This window comes from Pseudomonas sp. SDI, assembly GCF_003105155.1.
In the GTDB taxonomy this organism is placed as follows: domain Bacteria; phylum Pseudomonadota; class Gammaproteobacteria; order Pseudomonadales; family Pseudomonadaceae; genus Aquipseudomonas.
In genome coordinates this window covers 132,673-151,511 of sequence record NZ_QETK01000009.1, presented here as the reverse complement: position 1 = coordinate 151,511, position 18,839 = coordinate 132,673, and the positions used below count along the sequence as shown (strand labels likewise).

Genomic DNA, 18,839 nt, shown 5'->3' with positions numbered 1-18,839 from the left:
GAGCATTGCCATGACCGTACTGACCACCGAACAGCTGATCGATGCCGAGCTCAAGGCCTTTGTCGAAAACGTCACCGAAGAGGCCCAGCAGGCGTTCACGGTGTTCCGCGAAACCCACACCATCACGGCCAACGGTACCGTCGGTTTCATCGAGCGGGTACCGGGCCGCGACCTGCTGGTGTCGGTGAACTACCCGGGCCCGTGGGACTACCGCAAACCGCTGCAAGCCACCGTCAGCGACTTCCACGGCAACCTGATCCACGGCAAGGGCAAGGGCGGTTTGAGCCGTTACACCCGGCTGTTCCAGCAGCAGCCGCAGATCACCACCGTGTCCCACGTGCACTCGCCGTACCTCGGTGCCTGGGCGCAGACCCACCGCAGCTTCCCGTTCCACTACGTGCCGGTGCAGCGCTTCCAGCTGGCCCGCGAGTTGCCAGTGTATATCGACCGCCGCCAGGACGAAGTCGACTTCATCCTCGACAGCCTGGCCGATAACCCGTTCACCCCGGCGATCCTCGAAGCCAACGGCGGTTCGACCGTGTGGGGCAGCCAGGGCCTGCGCGCCACGGCCGAGTTCATCCTGTTGCTGGAGGAGGGCGCGCAACTGCAACTGCTCGCCGAAGCCATCGGCGGCTCGCGGCCTTACGGGCCGGGTGTGCTGACCCAGCAATGGAAGATGAGCCAGCTGATCGAACGTGCCAACGAACTCGGCCTGATCCCGGCCACCGACCGCTCGCGCGGATAAGGACACCACCATGGCAGTCAAGATTCTCTGGTACCTCACCAGCCCCGATGGCCCTTATCCATGGGAAGCCCACGGCCGCTGGAAAACCGATTTCGCCCACCTCAAGCAACTGGCGGTGGCCAGCGACCGGCTTGGCTATTACGGTGCGCTGCTCGGCTCCAGCCCCAACGAGAGCCTGGCGGTTGCGGCGGCGCTGATCGATGCCACCGAGCACCTGCGTTTTCTGGTGGCGCAGCACCCGGGCGAACTGTCGCCGGCGGTGCTGGCCAAGTGGGCGCTGACCTTCGACGAGTTCTCCGGTGGCCGTCTGCTGTTCAACGTGGTCAACGGCAGCGATGCCGGGCTGGCGACCCTTGGCATTCATTACCCGCACGACGAGCGCTACCAGTTCAGCCTGGAATACTGGCGGGCGTTCCAGAGCATCTATGCCGGCGAAACGCTGGGCTTCGACGGCCAGTACGTCAAGCTCGCGCCGCGTCCGGCGGCTGCGGCCCGGCATCCGCTGGGTGGCTGGCATGCGCCCAAGCGCCTGGCGGTGCCACTCTGGGGTGCCGGCACGTCGGCGCCGGGTGTGGCGCATTCGGTGCAGTTGCTCGACGTCTACCTGAGCTTCGCCGACACCCCGCCGAAACTGGGCGACAAGTTCCGCCGGGTGGCCGCCGAGGCGGCCAAGGTCGGCCGCGAGCTGACCTACGGCACACGCTTGCAGATCATCGTCCGCGAGACCGAGGAAGAAGCCTGGGCCCACGCCGAGAAACTGCTGCAACAGACCTCGCTGGCCACCGCCCGCGCCGCCATTGAACGGCAGTTGCCGCCAGGCCAGACCCTGGAAAGCTTCCACAGCGACGATCCGCAGATCCAGCGCAACCTGCAGAGTATCCGCGACGGCCGCCTGCCGCGCGCGCGCGAGCTGGAGATCTACCCCAACGTCTGGACCGGGCCGAGCCTGTTCGGCTTCAACATCCTCGGCCCGGCGGCCGGCACCTACCTGGTCGGCAGTGCCGAACAGGTCGCCGCGCGGATCCGCGAGTACGAAGCGCAAGGCACCTCGGCGTTCATCCTCTCCGGCTTCCCGCTGATCGATGAAGCGCAGCGGGTCGCCGACCTGCTGTTCCCGCTGTTGGACCTGGACCACGGCTTCGAGATCCCGCGCCTCGGCGCACGCACGGCCGCGCAACCGGCTTAAGGAGCTGCCCATGGCAAACGCATTTTCCCGCCGGGTGTTTCTCGGCAACAGCCTGGCCGTCGGTGGCGGCCTGCTGCTCGGTTCGAGCCTGCTCAGCGGTTGCGACGGTGGCGCCGGTTCCGTGGCTGCCCCGCAGCGCTCGACCCAGCCGGTGCGCGGTGGGCGCCTGCGCGTCGGCATCATCGACGGCGATCAGGCCGGCAACCTCGATGCGCACAAGCCGTCCGGCGGCGGGATCATTCGCGGCTGGGCACTGTACAGCAAGTTCTGGGAGTGGAACGACGACGTCAGCACGCGTCTGGGCCTGGCCGAGTTCGCCGAGCCGAACGCCGACGCCAGTGCCTGGACCATCCGCATCAAGCCGGGGCTGGAGTTCCACCACGGCAAAAGCATTACCAGCGACGATATGCTGTTTTCGATCCTGCGCCTGACCGATCCGAAACTGGCCTCGCCGTTCGCCGGGCTGGTCGGGGCCATCGACCGCCAGGCGCTGCGCAAGCTCGACGAGCGGACCATCGAGATCCGTTTCAAGCAGGGCCGCAGCTTCTTCCCGCTGGACGAAACGCTGATCGCCTTCGGTGGCATCGTGCCCACCGACTACGACCCGGTCAGCAACCCGGTGGGTGCCGGCCCGTACCGGCTGAAAAGCTTCGTGCCGGGCCAGCGAGCGCTGTTCAGCCGTTTTGAGAACTACTTCAAGCCGAACCAGCCGTATGCCGACGAGCTGGAAATCATCGAATTCAAGGACCAGGTCTCGCGGGTCGCCGCCTTGCGTGCCGGGCAGATCGACGTCGCCAGCGGTGTGCAGGCCGAACACAGTGCCCTGCTCAAGGCCGACCCACGCCTGCAATTGGTGGTGTCGCCGACCACCTCGTTCAGCGGCTTCAATCTCAACACGGCGAAGGCGCCGTTCCAGGATGAGCGGGTGCGCCAGGCGTTCCGTTTGCTGGCCGACCGCCAGGAACTGGTCGGCCGTGGCCTGAACGGTTTCGGGCGCATTGCCAACGACCTGTATTCGCCGCAGGACCCGACCTACAATCACACCATCGCCCAGCGTTCCTGCGACCTCGACCAGGCGCGTTCGTTGCTGCGTCAGGCCGGGCAGAGCGACCTGCGCATCGAGCTGACCACCACCGCCAACGAAGTGAATGCCGCCCTGGTGTTCGCCCAGCAGGCGAAAAAGGTCGGCGTCGAGGTCAAGGTGACCCCGGTCGACGGTTCGGTGTTCAACGGCCCACAGAAGGAACAGTGGCTGATGTCGCCGGGCTCGACGCCGGCGCGTGGCTTTCTCGCCACCGGCCTGCACAACGATGCGCCGCTGGCGATCTACAACCGCAGCAACTTCCGCGACCAGCGCTTCGCCGAACTGTTTACCCAGGCCCTCGGCCAGCCCGACCTGGAGCGCCGCAAGCAATTGGTGCACGAGGCTCAGCGCATCCAGCATGAACGCGGTGGCTTGCTGATCTGGGGCTTCACCGACGTGCTCGACGCGGCCTCGCAGAAGGTCGGCGGCCTGCACGGCGAACAGACCACCTTCGCCTCCTGGCGCTTTGACAGCGTGTGGTTGAACCATGCCTGAACCGTGCGCGACGACTCGTTCTGCTGCTCCCCGCTTGCCGGCCTGGCTGCCATGGTTTGTCGGCCGCCTGGGCTACGGCCTGCTCACCGCCTGGGTGATCAGCCTGGTGGTGTTCGTGGCCACCCAGGCGCTGCCGTCGGACCCGGCACGGGTCATTCTCGGCCCCGACGCGCCGCTGCAAAGCATCGAAACCCTGCGCGAGCAACTCGGCCTGAACCGGCCGATCCTGCTGCAATACCTGGGGTGGCTCGGCCAGGTGCTGCACGGCGACCTGGGTACCTCGCTGGACTCCAACCAGCCGGTGGCGGCGATCATCCTCGGTCGTTTCGGCAATACCCTGGCGCTGCTGGCCGGGGTGCTGCTGCTGGTGGTGCCGCTGGCCCTGGGGCTCGGCGTGAGCCTGGCACTGCGCCGCGACAGCCGGCTGGACCGCTGGGGCCTGTCGACGCTGATCTTCCTCAAGGCGACGCCGGGGTTCCTGCTGGCCATCGGCCTGGTGCTGCTGTTCTCCATGCCGCAGGTCAACCTGCTGCCGGCGGTGTCGATTCTCGACCCGGACAAGCGCCTGTGGCAGCAACTGGAATTTCTTCTGCTGCCGATCTTCGCCCTGAGCCTGTCGTCGTTGCCGTACCTGGCGCGACTGGTGCGTGCGTCGATGATCGAGGCGCTGGACGCCGACTACGTCAGTGCGGCGCGGCTGCGCGGGGTGGCCGAGTGGCGCATCGTCTGGCGGCACACCTTGCCCAATGCGCTGGTGCCGGCGATCCAGGGGGTGGCGCTGACCTTGCGCACGCTGATCGGCGGCGCGCTGCTGGCGGAAGTGATCTTCAGCTATCCGGGCATCGGCACCCAGCTCAACAGCGCGATCCAGACGCGCGACCTGCCGCTGATCCAGGGCGTGGTGCTGGTGATGACCCTGGGGGTGGTGGCGATCAACCTGTTGGCCGACCTGCTGACGGTGCTGCTGACCCCGAAATTGCGTACGGCGCGTCGCGCCACACTGATTGGCCGCAGCCGCCGTGGCATCCAGAGCTGGTGGCGGCGGCCGGCGGCGAAAGCACCTTGAAAGGAGTGAAGCATGTTCGATGCACGATTCTGGCGTGAGCCGCACATTCGCCGCGGTGGCCTGGTGACCCTGTTCATCGTCCTGCTGGCGCTGTTCGGCCCCTGGCTGGCGCCGCATGCGCCCACCGACATGGTCGGCGGGGTGTACGGCGCACCGAGCGCGCAGGCGCCGCTGGGCAACGATTTCCTCGGGCATGACGTGCTCTCGCGGTTGCTCAGCGGTGGCCTGTCGATCCTCTGGATGTCGCTGGCAGCGGCGGCGATAGCGCTGCTGCTCGGCACCTTGCTGGGAATGCTGGCGGGGTTGTCGCGCCAGCGTCTGGACCAGGCGATTACCTGGTTGGCGGATGTCTGGCTGGCGTTCCCGGATCTGATCCTGGTGTTGCTGATCGTGTCGATGCTGGGGCGGGCGCCGTGGCTGATCGTGCTGACGGTGGCGATTGCCTTTACCCCCGGGGTGATTCGTCTGGCCCGGGGCAGCGCGGTGGCAGTGGCCAGCCAGGAGTTTGTCGAGGCGGCGCAGATGATGGGCTTTTCGCGCACGCGGATTCTGCTGCGGGAAATTCTGCCGAACGTGCTGACGCCGTTGCTGGTGCATTTCGGCAACATGCTGACCTGGGGCGTGGGCATGTTGTCAGGGCTGAGTTTCCTCGGTTACGGCGTGGCGCCACCCGCGGCGGACTGGGGCTTGATGATCAACGAGAACCAGGCCGGCTTGCTGGTACAGCCGTGGGCGGTGCTGGCGCCGGCGCTGCTGATCGGCGTGTTTGCCTACGGGACGAATATATTTGCCGAGGGTGTGGCGCGGCACAGTGCGGGGGAGCGGTGATGGTCAGTCAGGCCCTTGAGGTCTCCAATTTGCGGGTCGAACTGTCCAGCGGCCCGGACATCATCGACCACATCAGCTTCAGCCTGTCCGCCGGTGAAATCCTCGGCCTGGTCGGCGAATCCGGTTCCGGCAAGACGACCCTGGCCACTGCTTTGCTCGCCCATGCCCGGCGTGGTGCGCGGCTGGCCGGCGGGCAGATCGACATCGCCGGCACGCCGTTGCTCAGCGTGCACGGCGAGGCCTTGCGCAAGGCCCGTGGCGGGCTGATCGGCTACGTCGCCCAGGACCCGGCCATGGCCCTGAACCCAGCGTTGCGCATTGGCCATCTGCTGTTGGAAACCTTGCAGGCGCACGAACCGGCGCTCGGCCGCGCCGCTCGCGACGAGCGCCTGCTACAGACCCTCGACGATGTCGGCCTGCCAGGCGACCGCGAGTTCCTCCGGCGCTTTGCCCATCAATTGTCCGGTGGTCAACAGCAGCGGGTGATGCTGGCCCTGGCGTTCATCCTGCGGCCCAAGCTGATCGTCCTCGACGAGCCGACCACCGCGCTCGACGTGCGCACCCAGGCGCACATCCTGCAAACCCTGCGGCGGCTGTGCAAGGAGCAGGGCGTGGCGGCGGTGTATGTGTCGCACGACCTGGCGGTGATCAAGGACCTGGTCGATCGGGTGATGGTGATGTATGCCGGGCGGATCGTCGAGGTGGCCGCGCGCGAGCGCTTGTTTGCCCGGCCGAGCCATCCGTACACCCTCGGCCTGCTGGCAGCGATCCCGGATGTGGCGCGGCAGCGCCCGTTACGGGCGATTGCCGGGCATGCGCCGGCGCCGGGGCAGCGGCCGCAGGGCTGTGCGTTCGCGGCACGTTGTGCCCGGCGCAGTGCCGCCTGCGAACAGGCCGAGCCGGGTTTGTTGGCGCTGGAGGCGGCGCATCAGGTGGCGTGCCTGCATCCGCAACTGACGGCGTTGCCGGCCGAGCCGTTGGCGCCGCCGCGTGAGGTGCTGGCCGCGGCGGCGCCGTTGCTGGCGATTCGTCGGTTGAACCTGACGTATGACCGGCAGGTGTTGTTCGATGTGTCGTTGCAGTTGCAGGCGGGGGAGTGCCTGGCGGTGGTGGGCGAGTCGGGCTCGGGCAAGACCAGCCTGGCGCGGACCCTGGCCGGGCTGGGCGACAACGCCAGTGGCGAGCTGGTGTTCGACTGTGCGCCATTGAGCCTGTTGGCGCGGCAGCGGCCGGCGGCGTCGCGGCAGCGGATTCAGTACATCTTCCAGAACCCGTACCGGGCGTTGAACCCGCGGCAGACGGTTGGGCAATGCCTGCAGGCGCCACTGGCGCATTTCTTCGGGCTCACGGCGGCGGCGTGCCGGGCGCGGATCGAGGCGGCGCTGCAGCGGGTGGCGTTGCCGGTGTCGACGGTGGACAAGTTGCCGCATCAATTGTCGGGTGGCGAGCGCCAGCGGGTGGCGATCGCGCGTGCGCTGGTGTGCGAACCGTCGGTGCTGATTTGCGATGAGGTGACCTCGGCGCTGGACGTGTCGGTGCAGGCGGCGATTCTGGCCTTGCTCAAGCGCTTGCAGGGGGAGGGGCTGACCCTGCTGTTTGTGACGCACGACCTGGGGGTGGTGCGGGCGATTGCCGATCGGGTGATGGTGGTCAAGGATGGGCGGGTGGTGGAGCAGGGCGCGGTGGCCGAGGTGTTGGATCGGCCGCAAGTGGCTTACACGCGGGGCTTGGTCGAGTATTCGCCGAGCATAGCGTGAGGTGGCGGAACCTGCTCGCCGACCGTCACGGGAGCGACGCCAAATCCCGAGAGAGCTGCTTGAGCAGTTCGCCGACGGGCCAATGACCGTTGCAGCCATCCTGCCCTTGGCCCAGCGGGCCCTCAGGCACTGAGCGTCAGGTATCGCGCAACAGGTCATGGGCATCGAGCAGTCGCCAGGCGATCTCCGGCTGCCGGTCGAGGCTCCGGCGGATCGCCGCCGGGATCGCCTTGCGCGTCTTGCGGCACAGGCCGGGCAGGTCCTCGATCAGGATCTGGATCCCGCGCGACGAGCGCACCTCGTTGAAACTGGGCAGGATGCTCAGGCGGATCCCCAGGTTCTCGTACAACCGCCGCTGCATGTGCTCAAGCTCGGCCAGGCTAGCGAGGTTTTCCAGGCGCTCCAGCAGGATCCGCTCTTCCTGGCGGGTCAGGCGCAGGATGCGCAGATCCTCGGCCAGCGCCTCACGCCCACAATCGCAGGCGCCGGGTGGGCAGGGGGAACGGCTGGGAAAGCTCGGCGTGGTCATGCGCCCAAGCATAGCGACAGGTGTCGGCGTTTGCCCATGGGCCGGCGCTACGTTCCGTCAGTTGGCGGCGAGACGATGGCAATCGCCCCGCGCCCGGAGCGCTTTTTCGGCGGCGCCGCCGGCGGGCTGCCGGGGATATCGGTTTCGATCCGGCGCAACAGATACGGGAAGAACGGATTCGACGCTACCCGCATCAGCGCATCCAGATGCACCATCAGCACACCGCGTTCGCCACGGGCGGCCAGGCTGCCCAAATGAATACCGAAGTCCTCGCGGCTGTCCGGCTCGCGGCCATACAGCGCATCGCTGCTGGGGAACGGCAAGGCCACGTGCGACAGTGAAAACAGCTCGCGTGGGTACGTCAGGGTCAACGGCGTTTCGCTGCTGGTCCGGTTCAGGGCCAGGGTGCTGACCTCGACCATCGCAGTGCTGCTGGCCGATGCGTTGGTGACCACGCTGGTCTTGTAGTTGCGCGGTGGCGCCGGCAACAGGCGCTCCAACGCGTTGTCCAGGCCAGGGTTGAGCAGACCACCGAAATCGCTGGCGCGGTTCAGGTCGAAAATCACCAGTTCGCTGCCGTTGGCCGGCAGGAAGCGATACAGGCCACTGACCAGCGCCGGGGTGCTCACGGTGTAGTCGACCAGCGACTGAAAGCTCAGGATCGGCGGCAGCGCGTTCAGGTTGTGCTGGCTGGCCAGCCGCGCCAGCTGGGTTTGCAGGGCATCGGTGAGCAGCCATGACTGGCGTGCGGCATTCACCGGGAACGAGTTGTACTTGAACGGGTTGAACTCCGGCAGTCGGCTCAGCCAGGCCGCCTTGCTGAACGCCGGCAGCAGCGCTGGCAAGCCGGCCAGCCCGGCAAAGCGTGCGTAGCGGGTGACGCCGATCATGGGCGAGATCAACACCAGGCGGTCGGCGGTCGGCAACTGACGGTCGCCGAGCGCATCCAGCGCATATTTGACCGCCAGCGCACCGCCATTGGAAAACCCCACCAGGTGCAACGGCGCCGGTGTCGGTACCTGCTGGCGGGCGGTGCGCACGGCCAGGCGGGTGGCGGCCAGCCAGTCCTGCCAGCGCGCGTCGGTGAGTGCCGCTGGCACGCTGCCATGGCCGGGCAGACGCAGGCCGATGGCGAGAAAGCCCAGCTCGCGGTAGCGCTGGGCGATGTGCCGCAGGCTGTAGGGCGAATCGGTCAGTCCGTGCAGCAGCACCACCACGCCACGCGGCGTGCCCTGCGGCTCCAGCAGGTAGGAGCGGTTCCAGTCTTGGGCGAAGCGTGCCGGGTACACCGGGCTGCCCGGCTGGTAACGGTTGATCGACACGCCCGCCAGCGCCGGCAGGCGCTCGCTGACCGCCTTGCGCACTTCGGCGAACACCGCATCCTCGGCGCGCAGCCAGGCCGTCCAGTCGCTGCCGTCGAGTTCTGCCTCGCTGAGTTCGTGTGGCACGTGCAGGTGCCAGGGTTGCAGCGCCGGACCACGCTCGGTGTCGTAGATCCGCCAGGCGAGCAGGGTCAGCGCGCAGGCGCCGGCTACCAGCAGGCTGCGCCACAGCAGGCGGGCGAGACCGGCGCGCATTCAGGCCAGACGGTCGCAGGCATAGGCCTGCGTCTGGTAGGGGAAGGCCTGGGCGCAGAGCACAGCGTCGACCGAGGCGGCGGCCAGCGGCAGGTGCTGGGCGGTGCCGGCGAGAGCGGCGACCTCGGGCAACTGGCTGGCGAACTGTGCACGCATGGCGGCGACCGGTTCGACGGCGCTAAGTGCGCCGGGTTGAAGACGCTGCAGCAGGTGGGTGAACTTGCCGGTGCTGGCTGAGCTGTGAGCGTCGGGCATCGGTGGCTCCGGTGGCGGGGGTCGTAGCCAGTCTAGAGGCTGGTTTTGGTTTTTGCTTCAGGGCCTCATCGCGACCCGACTTGTCCCGCGATTGAGGCAACGCCGACCTATACTCAACGCCATGAACCGGCCCGCCGTGCTGCTGCCCCTGCTGATCGCCCTGTGCCTGGCGCTGTGCGCCTGCGCCGGCCAGCGCCGTATGGCCGAGCCGCCGCCGGTGGCGTTGTCGCCGGCTACCTGGCAACAGATCGACCGGGAAATTGTCGACGCCTCCCAGGGTGTGGTCGGCTCGGTAGAGGGTTATGCGCGCCGCTCGATGAGGGTCTGGCGCGAGCGCGTGCAGCAACGTACCGAAGCGTATTTCATCCCCTGGTTCACCGGCTACTGGACCCAGCAATGGCTCACCCTCAAGGTGGCCTGGTACAAGATGAACGCCACCCAGCAGGGCAGCGATACACCCGGTAACCGCCTGGCAGTGTACGTGCAGGAGCAGTACCACGAGCGGGTGCTGGACAAGGTGGCCGAGGAGATCAACCCGGAACTGATCCGCGAGCGCTCCAGCGAGCTGTATGTCCAGCTCATGGGCCAGCAGTTGCAGGCCATTGCCCAGCGCCACCGGGCGGTGCCCGAGCAATTTGCCCTGCACTTGAACCGCATCCCGGCGATCCACCTCGGGCCGCCGGCGTCGCGCAACGCCACGCTGTATCAACTGCTCAACGCCAAGCCGCTGATCCAGTTGCAGGCCTACCTGGCGCTCAACGACAACATCCGCAAGGCGGCTGCGGTCACGGCCAACGCGCCGTCGGCCAAGGGCCTGTCGTCGGTGGCGCAAAAAGCCAGCGCCAAGCTCGAAAGCACGCTGGCGCCGCGCGGTGCGGCCAGTGCGGTGGCGGCGGCGGTGGGCAAGGCGGCGGGGCTGTTCATCTCGCTGGCGTCGGCCGGGATCGGCGCGATGATGCACGAGAGCGAGCGGCCGGAGAGGGTCGAGCAGTTGCGGGTGATCCTCAATGTGGCGCTGAGCGAGGAATGGCAGAACCTGATGGAGAACCCGCTGACCGGCGTGATGGCCGGGGCGTATTACCTGGATAGCCAGGTGCAGGAGAGTTTGATCAGTGGGCTGTTGCCGCCGGCCCGCAGCGAGCCGGCACCCTAGCGCTAGGGCTCACTGTGTGCAGGCCTAGCCGGCGATAGCGAGCGCACTGGCCGCATCGCCGGCTCCCACAGGTACTGCTTAGGCCGCGTTCGAGCGCTGCTGCAGTTCGCCGCGAACCTGCTTGCGGCAGGCATCGCCGAACGCTTCGAACATTTTCACCGAATCCGGGTTCTGCGCCGCTTGCCACTCTGGGTGCCATTGCACGGCGAAGAGGAATGGCGACAGGCTCGGTGCATGAATCGCTTCCACCAGGCCGTCTTCGGCGAAGGCCAGCGGCTCGATGCCCTTGCCGAGGTTTTTCAGGCCCTGGCCATGCAGCGAGTTGACGCGGATTTCGTCGCTGCCGAGCAGTGTCTTCAGCCAGCTGCCATCAGCCAGGCGCACGCCATGGACGGCGCTGTACTGCACGTCGACCGGATCGTCCGGGTTTTCCCGGTGATCGTTGAAACCGGCTTCGGCGTAGACCTTCTGGTAGATGTCGCCACCCAGCGCCACGTTGATTTCCTGCATGCCGCGGCAGATGCCGAAAATCGGCAGGCCACGGGCCAGCGCGGCTTTCACCAGCGGCAGGTCGAACAGGTCGCGGTCACGGTCCTGGGCTTTGCCCGGGGTTTGGTTTTCCTGGCCATACAGGGCCGGATCGATATTGCTGCCAGCACCGGTGAGGTACACGCCATCGGCCATGTCCAGGTACTGATCGAGGTCTTCGACGCCGCAGCAGGTAGGGATGAGGAGCGGTACACAACCGGCGTGTTCGACCAGCGGGGTAATGTACTTGTGGGTCATGACCTGATAGGCATGGCCCTTGCGTTCCTGGGTACCCATGGTCATCAGGACCACAGGCTTGCGAAGGGTTTGTTTCTTATTGCCAATGTTGCTGTTGGGCATATGTCACCTTGGGACAGGCTCGGCCTGTCATTGTTGTGCAGGCGCATCGAACCAGCCTGACGCTACCTGAGGTTTCGAGCACTGCCGAGAGCGCGCGCGGGCGCCAATTCCCGGTCGAAACCTGCCATATAGCTTGCCAGAGCCGTTAAATATATCAAGCGAGGCCAGCCGGGTGCCTTGGCATAGTGACATTGCAGCGGCGCAATGAGTGCAGGAAAACCCCGCAAACAGGGCTCTACGTCGCGGGTTGCCGCGACAGGCAGTTCAATATTGTTGACGAGCCGCGCCGGCTGCTTTTGGCGCAAACAAAAGGCGCCACCTATACTTGTGCGCATCCGCAGCAGGTTGCCGTCGTTGACCGGATCAAAGACGTCGTTGTGCCTGTGGTCGTGCCGTCTCCGAAGTAGCCGCAAGCGTGTCGTCACTCAACTAGCGCTATAGAGGATGCACAAGATGGATATCGTCACTCTGATCGTTCAGATCATCAGCGGTGTGGTCGGCGGCAATGCGGCCGGGCTGAGCAAGCAGGGCATGGGCCCGTTACTCAATTCTATCTTCGGCGGGGTGGGCGGGGTGATCCTCGGTCAGGTGCTGGCGGCGCTGACCGGCGAGCCGGGGGCGGTGGCCGCCGGTGGCGGGCTGGACCTGCCGGCGCTGATCAGCAGCGTCGCCGGCGGCGGGGTAGGCGGTGCGCTGTTGACCTTTGTTGCCGGGTTCATCAAGTCGAAAATGCAGTCGCAGTGAGGGCCCTGTCGCGGGACGAGTCGGGTCGTCCCGCGATAGCGATCTCGACGTTAGTGCAGAATCTGCGCCAGAAACGCCTTGGCCCGGGCACTCTGCGGGTCGTTGAAGAAGCGCTCCGGCGGGCTGTCTTCGATCACCTGGCCACCCTCAAGGAACAACACCCGCTGCGCCACCTGCCGGGCAAAGCCCATCTCATGGGTAACGCAGAGCATGGTCATCCCGGTGTCCGCCAGCTTCACCAGCACGTCCAGCACCTCGGCGACCATTTCCGGGTCCAGCGCCGAGGTCGGTTCGTCGAACAGCATGATCTTCGGCTTCATGCACAGCGCCCGGGCAATCGCCACGCGCTGCTGCTGACCGCCGGACAGCTGGCTCGGGTACTTGCCAGCCTGGCTCTCGATGCCGACCTTGTTCAGATAGAACCGCGCTCGCTCTTCGGCCTCCGAGCGCGACAGGCCGCGCACGCTCATCGGCGCCAGGGTGCAGTTGTCCAGCACGCTCATGTGCGGGAACAGGTTGAAATGCTGGAACACCATGCCGATCTCGCTGCGCACCTGGGCTGCCGCGCGGTGGTTGGCGGCAAGGTCGGTGTCGTTGACGCGGATGCGGCCTTTTTCGGCAACCTCCAGTTGATTGATGCAGCGGATCAGCGTCGATTTGCCCGAGCCGGACGGCCCGCAGAGGACGATGCGCTCGCCCTCACGCACCGTCAGGTTGATGTCGTGCAACACCTGGAACGTGCCATAGAACTTGTTCAAACCCTCGATGCTCACCGCCACCCGACGCGGGTCGGGGGTGTCGTTCGGGCGCACGGCTGCAAGGCTGAGTGAAGCGGTCATATTGTTGTTCTCCCGCAGGTATCAGTTGAAGCGATCCGCGCGATAGGGCGCCGGGTCGGTGAAAGGCGTTTCGCCGGTCATCATTTCCGCCAGCAAGCGGCCGCTGACCGGGCCCAGGGTCAGGCCATGGTGGGCGTGACCGAAGTTGAACCACAGGCCCTTGTGCTTGCCGGCCGGGCCGATCACCGGGCGCATGTCCGGCAGGCACGGGCGACGCCCGAGCCAGGGCGCCGGGTCGAGTCGCGGGCCCAGCGGGAACAGCGTGCGCGCCACGGCTTCGCAGCGCTTGAGCTGGATCTCGTTGGCCGCTGCGTCGGCCGCCGCGAACTCGATGCCGGTGGTCAGGCGGATACCCTGGGCCATCGGCGCCAGGACAAAGCCGCCATCGACATCGCAGATCGAGTGCTTGAGCTCATGCCCAGGCTGGGCCTGGTAGTGCATGTGATAGCCGCGCTTGACCTCCAGCGGGAGGGTGTAGCCCAGCGGGCGGAAAATCTCGCCGGCCTGCGGGCCGAGGGCAACCACCACCTCGGGCGCGGTGATCGGGCCCTGGCGGCTGTCGACCTGCCAGTCGCCGGCCACCTGGCGCAGGGTCCGCGCATCGCCATGGATGAACTGCCCGCCGCGTTTGACGAACAGCGCCGCGTAGCCACGGGTAAGGCCGCCGGGGTTGGTTACGGTTTTCGGGTCGAGCCAGTGGATACCACCGACTGCCGTGCCGCCCAGGCCCGGTTCGCGCGCGTGCAACTGTTGCGCATCGAGCACCTCGTACTTCAGGCCATAGGGTTGCAGTGCATGCGCATCGGCGCTGGCCTGGGCCAGGGCCGCAGCATCGCGGTATACCTCGATCCAGCCGTTGGCCCTGATCAGGCCGCCGAGTTCGCCGGCTTCGATCAGCGCGTCGTGCTCTTCAACGCAGCGCTCCACCAGCGGCAGCATGGCGCGGGTGGCTTCGGCCAGCGGTGCTGGCGCGGAGTTCTGCCAGTACTTGAAGAGCCACGGGCCGCACTTGGGCAGGTAGCGCCAGCTGTAGCGCACGTCGGAGCGGCGGTTCAGGCCGTAGCGCATGAGCTTGCCCAGCGCGCGTGGGAAGGCATAGGGGATCACGCTGGAACGCTCGATCAGCCCGGCGTTGCCATGGCTGGTGCCGCTGCCCGGTTCGTCGCGGTCGATCAGGATCACCTTGCGCCCGCGCGCTTGCAGGTGAAGTGCGGTGCTGACGCCGACGATACCGGCGCCCAGAACGATGGTTTGGCAATGCATGGAAAACAGTCCTCGGCGATGACGGCTTAGCGCAGGTGGCGGCCCAGTCGGGCTTCGATGTGTTTCAGGCTGCGCCGGACAATCTCGACGATCAGCAGGTAGAGCACGGCGGCCCAGAGGTAGATCTGGAAATCGAAGCTGCGCGAGAAGGCCAACTTGGTCACGCCCATCAGGTCGTAGATGGTCACCAGCGAGGCAATCGCGCTGGCCTTGATCATCAGGATCAGTTCGTTGCCCAGCGGGCCGATGGCGACGATCAGCGACTGCGGCAGGATCACCTTGAAGAAGGTGGTCGAGCGTTTCAGGCTCAGCGCCTTGGCCGCTTCGTATTGCCCCGGCGCCACGGCCAGCAGGCTGCCGCGGAAGATTTCCGCCTGGTAGGCGGCAGTGTTCAGGGTGAACGCGGCCAGGGTGCAGAACCACGCATCGCGGAAGAACCACCACAGGCCGATGTCCTGCCACAGGCTCTTGAACGAGCCGAGCCCGTAGTACAGCAGGAACAACTGCGCGAGCAGTGGCGAGCCGCGGAAGAAGTAGATGTAGCCGGCGGCCAGGCGCTGCACCAGCAGGCTTTTCGACATCCGCGCCAGGGCCAGCAGCAGGCCGAGCAGAGCACCGAGGGTGAAGGAGATCGCCACCAGCTTGCCGGTCACCAGCAGGCCGTCGATAAAGCGTGGGCCGTAGCGTTCGAGCAGGTCGGGGTTGACGATCAGGGCCAGCAGTTCGTCGAAACTCATGGGCGGGCACTCCGCAGGTGACGGCTGTAATACTGCTCGATAAAGGCGAATACCCGCCCGGACAGCGCCGAGAACAGCAGGTAGCCGAGGCAGGCCACGCCGTAGAAGAACATCGGCTCCTTGGTCACGCTGACCGCGAGGTTGGTCTGGCGCATCAGGTCGACCAGCGAGATGGTCGACACCAGCGAGGTGTCCTTGAGCAGCGACAGCCAGTTGTTCGACAGGCCGGGCAGGGCGATGCGCAGCAGTTGCGGGAAGACCACCTTGCGGAAGGTGGTGGCCTTGCTCAGGCCGAGGGCAGCCGATGCTTCGTACTGGCCTTTGGGCACGGTCTTGAACGCGGCCAGCCAGATCTCACTGGAGAACGCGGCGAACACCAGGCTGAAGGCCATCATGGCGGCGAGGAAGGTGTTGAAGATCACTTCGCCTTCGTAGCCCATGGCAGCGAGGAGTTTCTGCGCGGCGATCTGGCAGCCATAGTAGATGATCAGCAGCGTGAGCAGCTCCGGCAGGCCGCGGAACACGGTGGAGAACACCGTGGCGGCGGCGCGCGGCAGGCGCTTGGGCGAACGTGCGGCGAGGGCCACGCCCAGGCCCAGCGGCAGGCCGATGGGCAGGCAGGCCAGGGCCAGCGACAGGGTCACCAGGGCGCCGGCCAGCAAGGCCTGGCCCCAGCCACCGCTGGCGAAAGAAAGCAGGGACAGTTGATCGAGCATGATTCGGAATCTCCGGGGACCCTGATCGCGGGACGAGCCCGCTCCTACGCAAGCGGCCTCGTTCGGCGATGCTCCTACTGGTAGATATCGAAGTCGAAGTAACGACTGGCGATCTTCTGGTAGGTGCCGTTCGCCACGATCTCGTCCAGCGCCTTGTTCAGCCGCTCGCGCAGGGCTTGGTCTTCCTTGCGCACGGCAATCGAAGCGTCGGCGCGGGTGCCGTCGATATCGCCAAGGATCTTGCAGCAGTCCTTGCCGGCCTTGCCCAGCCACTCCAGCAGCGGGAACTTGTCGGCCACCACCCCGTCCAGCCGTCCGGCGGCGAGGTCGGCGTTGGCTTCGTCCAGGGTCGGGTACAGCTTCACATCGGCGCCGGCCTTGCCGTACACGTCTTCGGCATAGATCGCCTGGGTCGAGGACGCCTGCGCGCCGACGGTGTAGCCCTTGAAGGTGGTCTGCGCGTCGGTGATCTCGCTGTCCTTGGCCACGGCCACGGACAACGGCGTCTTGTAGTAGTGGTTGGTGAAGGCGATCTTCTTGCGCCGTTCTTCGGTGTTGATCATCGAGGCGACGATGGCGTCGTACTTCTTCGCCATCAGTGCCGGAATGATCCCTTCCCAGTCTTGCGCTACCAGGGTGCACTGAACCTTCATCTGCTCGCACAGGGCGTTGGCGATGTCGACGTCGAAACCATGCAACGTGTTGTCCGAGTCAACGTAGTTGAACGGCGGGTAGGCGCCTTCAGTGGCGATCTTCAGGGTTTCGGCCTGGGCGCCGGCGATAGCCCCAAACAGCAGCGCGCACGCGCCAGCAAAGCGGAGGACGGGTTTCATGGGTCACCTCTGTTGTTTGCACTCTTGCTATTGTTTGTTCGACGACGTGTAGCCGACGAACTCGTTGTGTAGAGCGGCAGTTGCTTCCAAGCGTTTTTCAACATCCGGGCCGAGCTTCTTGCAGACCTCGTTGACCATCAGGTGAACCCACGACGCCATGGTCGCGGTGGACTCCCAGAACAGATTGAATTCGGTGGGGATGCGGAACACTTCGCTGGCGTTGGCATCGGCCCAGTCACAGAAGGTGTCGGTAACCAGTGTTACCGGGATGCCGGCAGCGTGTGCCTTACGACACAGGTTCAGGGCGTGACGCGAGTAACGCCGGGCTTCGAAGACCACCAGCGCGCAGTCGGCCGGCTCGCTGAGCAGTACCTCGCCGAAGTGCCCGGCGCTGCCATCCACCACCTGCACGCCGTCGCGCAGGTATTGCAGCAGGTGGGCCATGCACAGGGCGATGCCGCGCTCGGTCTGAAAGCCGGCGACGAACACCTTGCGCCGTTCGGCGAGACGCTGGCTGAGCGTATCCCAGGCCGGTGTGCGGCTGTATTCATAGACCCGCACCAGCGCCGCAACTTCCTGCTCCAGGCTGCGGGCGAGGCCGGCATCATCCTTGCCGTGGCGCTGGCGAAATTCTTGCAAGCGATCGCCGACCAGCCATGGGCCGTCACCGAGGTCGTCCTTGAGGTCGTGCTTGAGGGCCTTGAGGTGTTCGTAACCCAGGGCGCGGCAGAAGCGGCCGACACTGGATTCGCTGACACCGACTTTCGCCGCCAGGCTCGCCGAGGTTTCGAACGGCAGTTCGGTGAGATTGCCGAGCATCCAGGTGGCAATCTTGCGCCCCGACGCCGAGGCGTTGGCCAAGCTGCTTTCCAGGCGTTGTTTGATCGGCTGACTCATGGGTCGACTTCTTCTTAGTGGTGCTGGTGAGAGAAAATGAATCTTTTCTGTCATCAAGTCAACAATTGACAGTTTGCTGTCATCGGGGTGAAAGTTCGTCCATTGCCAACGCTGTTGCCCATTCCAAATTTAATAAGGGAGCTTCAGATGTCCGCACCTGTACATCACCTTGCGTTTGCCGATCTTGAAGCACTGTTGCAGCGCATTTTTCAGCGCCATGGCACCTCGGCTGCGGTGGCGCGGACCCTGGCCTACAACTGCGCCAGCGCCCAGCGCGACGGCGCGCACAGCCACGGGGTGTTTCGCATGCCGGCCTATGTGTCGACGCTGAACAGCGGCTGGGTCGATGGGCGGGCGGTGCCGCAGGTCGAGGATGTCGCCAGCGGTTACGTGCGAGTGGATGCCGCCGGAGGCTTTGCCCAGCCGGCACTGGAAGCGGCGCGCGGGTTGCTGCTGGCGAAGGCGCGCAGCGCCGGCATCGCAGTGCTGGCGATCCACAATTCCCATCACTTTGCGGCGTTATGGCCGGATGTCGAGCCGTTCGCCGAAGAGGGGCTGGTGGCGCTCAGTGTGGTCAACAGCATGACCTGTGTGGTGCCGCATGGCGCGCAGCAGCCGTTGTTCGGCACCAACCCGATTGCCTTTGCCGCCCCGTGTGCTGGCAGCGAGCCGATCGTCTTCGACATGGCCACCAGCGCGATTGCCCACGGTGACGTGCAGATTGCCGCGCGCAAGGGCGAGTTGCTGCCCGAAGGCATGGGCGTGGACAGCCGTGGCGAGCCGACGCGCGATCCCAAGGCGATTCTGGAAGGTGGCGCGTTGCTGCCGTTTGGTGGGCACAAGGGCTCGGCACTGTCGATGATGGTCGAGCTGCTGGCGGCGGCGTTGACCGGTGGCAACTTCTCCTTCGAGTTCGACTGGTCGCAGCACCCGGGGGCGAAGACACCGTGGACCGGGCAGTTGATCATCGTCATCGATCCAGCCAAGTCGGTGGGCAGCCGCTTTGCCGAGCGCAGTCGCGAGCTGGTGCGGCAGATGCAGGCGGTGGGCTTGCAGCGCATGCCGGGTGAGCGGCGTTTCCGTGAGCGCGAGCAGTCGGCGCGGGACGGGGTGATGATTACTGCCGAGGAGTGGGCGGGGTTGCAGGCGCTGGCGGGCTAGGGAGCACGGCAACCCCCGTTGGGTTGCAGGCTTGCAAACACCCGTTGCGCCAAAGGTCATGTTCCAACGCCCGCGCTACAGGTATC

Annotated in this window: 19 protein-coding genes; 9 read left to right on the top strand and 10 right to left on the bottom strand. The window is 66.1% G+C overall.

The annotated features are described in order from the left end of the window. The first annotated feature begins 10 nt into the window (after nt 1-10). Genes DCO48_RS08370 through DCO48_RS08345 form a run of 6 tightly spaced genes read left to right on the top strand, consistent with a single transcriptional unit; the run spans nt 11 to nt 7,161 of the window. Nucleotides 11-745, top strand: a complete 735-nt coding sequence (locus DCO48_RS08370; protein WP_116550131.1) for a class II aldolase/adducin family protein — start codon at nt 11-13, stop codon at nt 743-745. Nucleotides 746-755: 10 nt separating this feature from the next. Next, complete coding sequence (locus DCO48_RS08365; protein ID WP_116550130.1) at nt 756-1,931, top strand: LLM class flavin-dependent oxidoreductase; 1,176 nt, start codon at nt 756-758, stop codon at nt 1,929-1,931. 10 nt (nt 1,932-1,941) lie between these two features. Further along, entirely contained in the window at nt 1,942-3,510 is a 1,569-nt protein-coding gene (locus DCO48_RS08360; RefSeq protein ID WP_116550129.1) for an ABC transporter substrate-binding protein, read from the top strand. Continuing rightward, a complete protein-coding gene (locus DCO48_RS08355; RefSeq protein WP_116550128.1) occupies nt 3,503-4,576 on the top strand; it encodes an ABC transporter permease in 1,074 nt (357 codons plus the stop codon). Before DCO48_RS08360 ends, DCO48_RS08355 begins: the two co-directional genes overlap by 8 nt. Nucleotides 4,577-4,588: 12 nt before the next feature. After that, complete coding sequence (locus DCO48_RS08350; RefSeq protein ID WP_116550127.1) at nt 4,589-5,404, top strand: ABC transporter permease; 816 nt, start codon at nt 4,589-4,591, stop codon at nt 5,402-5,404. Then, on the top strand, nt 5,404-7,161 hold the full coding sequence (locus DCO48_RS08345) for an ABC transporter ATP-binding protein (RefSeq protein WP_116550126.1): 1,758 nt from the start codon (nt 5,404-5,406) through the stop codon (nt 7,159-7,161). Before DCO48_RS08350 ends, DCO48_RS08345 begins: the two co-directional genes overlap by 1 nt. A gap of 136 nt (nt 7,162-7,297) precedes the next feature. On the opposite strand, the gene DCO48_RS08340 is transcribed toward DCO48_RS08345, so the two are convergent. Genes DCO48_RS08340 through DCO48_RS08330 form a run of 3 tightly spaced genes read right to left on the bottom strand, consistent with a single transcriptional unit; the run spans nt 7,298 to nt 9,522 of the window. After that, nucleotides 7,298-7,690: a hypothetical protein gene (locus tag DCO48_RS08340; RefSeq protein ID WP_116550125.1), complete on the bottom strand. Its 393-nt coding sequence runs from the start codon at nt 7,688-7,690 to the stop codon at nt 7,298-7,300. Between the two features lie 47 nt (nt 7,691-7,737). Further along, entirely contained in the window at nt 7,738-9,267 is a 1,530-nt protein-coding gene (locus DCO48_RS08335) for a carboxylesterase (RefSeq protein WP_116550124.1), read from the bottom strand. Then, entirely contained in the window at nt 9,268-9,522 is a 255-nt protein-coding gene (locus DCO48_RS08330) for a class I SAM-dependent methyltransferase (RefSeq protein WP_116550123.1), read from the bottom strand. Between the two features lie 121 nt (nt 9,523-9,643). Between DCO48_RS08330 and DCO48_RS08325 the strand changes: the two genes are divergently transcribed. Then, complete coding sequence (locus DCO48_RS08325) at nt 9,644-10,675, top strand: hypothetical protein (RefSeq protein ID WP_116550122.1); 1,032 nt, start codon at nt 9,644-9,646, stop codon at nt 10,673-10,675. A 78-nt stretch (nt 10,676-10,753) separates the two neighbouring features. On the opposite strand, the gene DCO48_RS08320 is transcribed toward DCO48_RS08325, so the two are convergent. After that, nucleotides 10,754-11,563, bottom strand: coding sequence for a gamma-glutamyl-gamma-aminobutyrate hydrolase family protein (locus tag DCO48_RS08320; protein ID WP_116550121.1), 810 nt, complete (start codon nt 11,561-11,563; stop codon nt 10,754-10,756). A 453-nt stretch (nt 11,564-12,016) separates the two neighbouring features. On the opposite strand from DCO48_RS08320, the gene DCO48_RS08315 reads away from it, so the two are divergent. Further along, on the top strand, nt 12,017-12,307 hold the full coding sequence (locus tag DCO48_RS08315; RefSeq protein ID WP_116550120.1) for a hypothetical protein: 291 nt from the start codon (nt 12,017-12,019) through the stop codon (nt 12,305-12,307). A gap of 50 nt (nt 12,308-12,357) precedes the next feature. Here the strand turns inward: DCO48_RS08315 and DCO48_RS08310 are convergent, their stop codons facing one another. From DCO48_RS08310 to DCO48_RS08285, 6 genes are all read right to left on the bottom strand, one after another. Continuing rightward, complete coding sequence (locus tag DCO48_RS08310; RefSeq protein ID WP_116550119.1) at nt 12,358-13,146, bottom strand: amino acid ABC transporter ATP-binding protein; 789 nt, start codon at nt 13,144-13,146, stop codon at nt 12,358-12,360. 21 nt (nt 13,147-13,167) lie between these two features. Then, nucleotides 13,168-14,409 carry an FAD-binding oxidoreductase gene (locus DCO48_RS08305; RefSeq protein WP_116550118.1) on the bottom strand — a complete coding sequence of 414 codons (1,242 nt, stop codon included), beginning with the start codon at nt 14,407-14,409 and terminating at the stop codon, nt 13,168-13,170. 26 nt (nt 14,410-14,435) lie between these two features. Continuing rightward, the gene (locus DCO48_RS08300; RefSeq protein ID WP_116550117.1) at nt 14,436-15,146 is read right to left on the bottom strand and encodes an ABC transporter permease; all 711 of its coding nucleotides are present in this window, start codon (nt 15,144-15,146) and stop codon (nt 14,436-14,438) included. Beyond that, nucleotides 15,143-15,862: an ABC transporter permease gene (locus tag DCO48_RS08295; RefSeq protein WP_116550116.1), complete on the bottom strand. Its 720-nt coding sequence runs from the start codon at nt 15,860-15,862 to the stop codon at nt 15,143-15,145. Before DCO48_RS08295 ends, DCO48_RS08300 begins: the two co-directional genes overlap by 4 nt. 74 nt (nt 15,863-15,936) lie before the next feature. Then, a complete protein-coding gene (locus tag DCO48_RS08290) occupies nt 15,937-16,695 on the bottom strand; it encodes a transporter substrate-binding domain-containing protein (RefSeq protein ID WP_116550115.1) in 759 nt (252 codons plus the stop codon). 27 nt (nt 16,696-16,722) lie between these two features. Beyond that, complete coding sequence (locus DCO48_RS08285) at nt 16,723-17,592, bottom strand: MurR/RpiR family transcriptional regulator (RefSeq protein ID WP_116550114.1); 870 nt, start codon at nt 17,590-17,592, stop codon at nt 16,723-16,725. Nucleotides 17,593-17,739: 147 nt separating this feature from the next. Between DCO48_RS08285 and DCO48_RS08280 the strand changes: the two genes are divergently transcribed. Next, entirely contained in the window at nt 17,740-18,753 is a 1,014-nt protein-coding gene (locus DCO48_RS08280) for an Ldh family oxidoreductase (protein ID WP_116550113.1), read from the top strand. Nucleotides 18,754-18,839 lie beyond the last annotated feature (86 nt).

Coding starts and splice junctions, on each gene's coding strand:
- DCO48_RS08370 (WP_116550131.1), top strand. CDS start 11: ATGACCGTACTGACCACCGAACAGCTGATCGATGCCGAGCTCAAGGCC.
- DCO48_RS08365 (WP_116550130.1), top strand. CDS start 756: ATGGCAGTCAAGATTCTCTGGTACCTCACCAGCCCCGATGGCCCTTAT.
- DCO48_RS08360 (WP_116550129.1), top strand. CDS start 1,942: ATGGCAAACGCATTTTCCCGCCGGGTGTTTCTCGGCAACAGCCTGGCC.
- DCO48_RS08355 (WP_116550128.1), top strand. CDS start 3,503: ATGCCTGAACCGTGCGCGACGACTCGTTCTGCTGCTCCCCGCTTGCCG.
- DCO48_RS08350 (WP_116550127.1), top strand. CDS start 4,589: ATGTTCGATGCACGATTCTGGCGTGAGCCGCACATTCGCCGCGGTGGC.
- DCO48_RS08345 (WP_116550126.1), top strand. CDS start 5,404: ATGGTCAGTCAGGCCCTTGAGGTCTCCAATTTGCGGGTCGAACTGTCC.
- DCO48_RS08340 (WP_116550125.1), bottom strand. CDS start 7,690: ATGACCACGCCGAGCTTTCCCAGCCGTTCCCCCTGCCCACCCGGCGCC.
- DCO48_RS08335 (WP_116550124.1), bottom strand. CDS start 9,267: ATGCGCGCCGGTCTCGCCCGCCTGCTGTGGCGCAGCCTGCTGGTAGCC.
- DCO48_RS08330 (WP_116550123.1), bottom strand. CDS start 9,522: ATGCCCGACGCTCACAGCTCAGCCAGCACCGGCAAGTTCACCCACCTG.
- DCO48_RS08325 (WP_116550122.1), top strand. CDS start 9,644: ATGAACCGGCCCGCCGTGCTGCTGCCCCTGCTGATCGCCCTGTGCCTG.
- DCO48_RS08320 (WP_116550121.1), bottom strand. CDS start 11,563: ATGCCCAACAGCAACATTGGCAATAAGAAACAAACCCTTCGCAAGCCT.
- DCO48_RS08315 (WP_116550120.1), top strand. CDS start 12,017: ATGGATATCGTCACTCTGATCGTTCAGATCATCAGCGGTGTGGTCGGC.
- DCO48_RS08310 (WP_116550119.1), bottom strand. CDS start 13,146: ATGACCGCTTCACTCAGCCTTGCAGCCGTGCGCCCGAACGACACCCCC.
- DCO48_RS08305 (WP_116550118.1), bottom strand. CDS start 14,409: ATGCATTGCCAAACCATCGTTCTGGGCGCCGGTATCGTCGGCGTCAGC.
- DCO48_RS08300 (WP_116550117.1), bottom strand. CDS start 15,146: ATGAGTTTCGACGAACTGCTGGCCCTGATCGTCAACCCCGACCTGCTC.
- DCO48_RS08295 (WP_116550116.1), bottom strand. CDS start 15,862: ATGCTCGATCAACTGTCCCTGCTTTCTTTCGCCAGCGGTGGCTGGGGC.
- DCO48_RS08290 (WP_116550115.1), bottom strand. CDS start 16,695: ATGAAACCCGTCCTCCGCTTTGCTGGCGCGTGCGCGCTGCTGTTTGGG.
- DCO48_RS08285 (WP_116550114.1), bottom strand. CDS start 17,592: ATGAGTCAGCCGATCAAACAACGCCTGGAAAGCAGCTTGGCCAACGCC.
- DCO48_RS08280 (WP_116550113.1), top strand. CDS start 17,740: ATGTCCGCACCTGTACATCACCTTGCGTTTGCCGATCTTGAAGCACTG.